The sequence below is a fragment of the Halobaculum sp. EA56 genome, assembly GCF_051195075.1.
GTDB lineage: Archaea > Halobacteriota > Halobacteria > Halobacteriales > Haloferacaceae > Halobaculum.
In genome coordinates this window covers 1-504 of record NZ_JBNTJX010000135.1, presented here as the reverse complement: position 1 = coordinate 504, position 504 = coordinate 1, and the positions used below count along the sequence as shown (strand labels likewise).

At 60.1% G+C, this 504-nt stretch carries 2 rRNA genes; both read right to left on the bottom strand.

The window, feature by feature from the left end:
• Nucleotides 1–81: ribosomal RNA gene (locus ACQUQ1_RS22610) — 23S ribosomal RNA — on the bottom strand; the annotation flags it as partial.
• 350 nt (nt 82–431) lie between these two features.
• A 16S ribosomal RNA gene (locus ACQUQ1_RS22605) occupies nt 432–504 on the bottom strand; the annotation flags it as partial.

Below are 504 nucleotides of genomic sequence, written 5' to 3'. Positions count from 1 at the left end.
CTACGGCTTATCGCAGCTTGGCACGTCCGTCGTCGGCTCTCGAGCCGAGCCATTCACCAGCTGGCACAGTAGCCAATATACTGAGTGGAACCCAATGGACCCGATGAATCGGGTTCAGTGGGTGTCTGGATTGCACGTACATACGGTCGTCATCGCACGTCCCGTGGGTGGCACGGGAGCGTACATCGACCCTTCCCATCCCCGCTCTCACGGGATGGTGCATCGATCGTGTGTACCGTTCATCTCCCCGGCCCACACTTAAGGGGCGCGGTTCGAATCGCGGTACGAGAGTGACCCACAGGGAATCGAACCCTGTCGAGGTACCAACGAGGTCTGAAAGCGAGCCCCGATAGTTCGAAGGTGTCTGGTCGCAACCACGACGCCACGAAGACCTCTAGGTGGGCCAGGCGCGTCGGCCTGGTCCCGTTCTGTGGAGGTGATCCAGCCGCAGATTCCCCTACGGCTACCTTGTTACGACTTAAGCCCCCTTGCGAAGCCCAGATT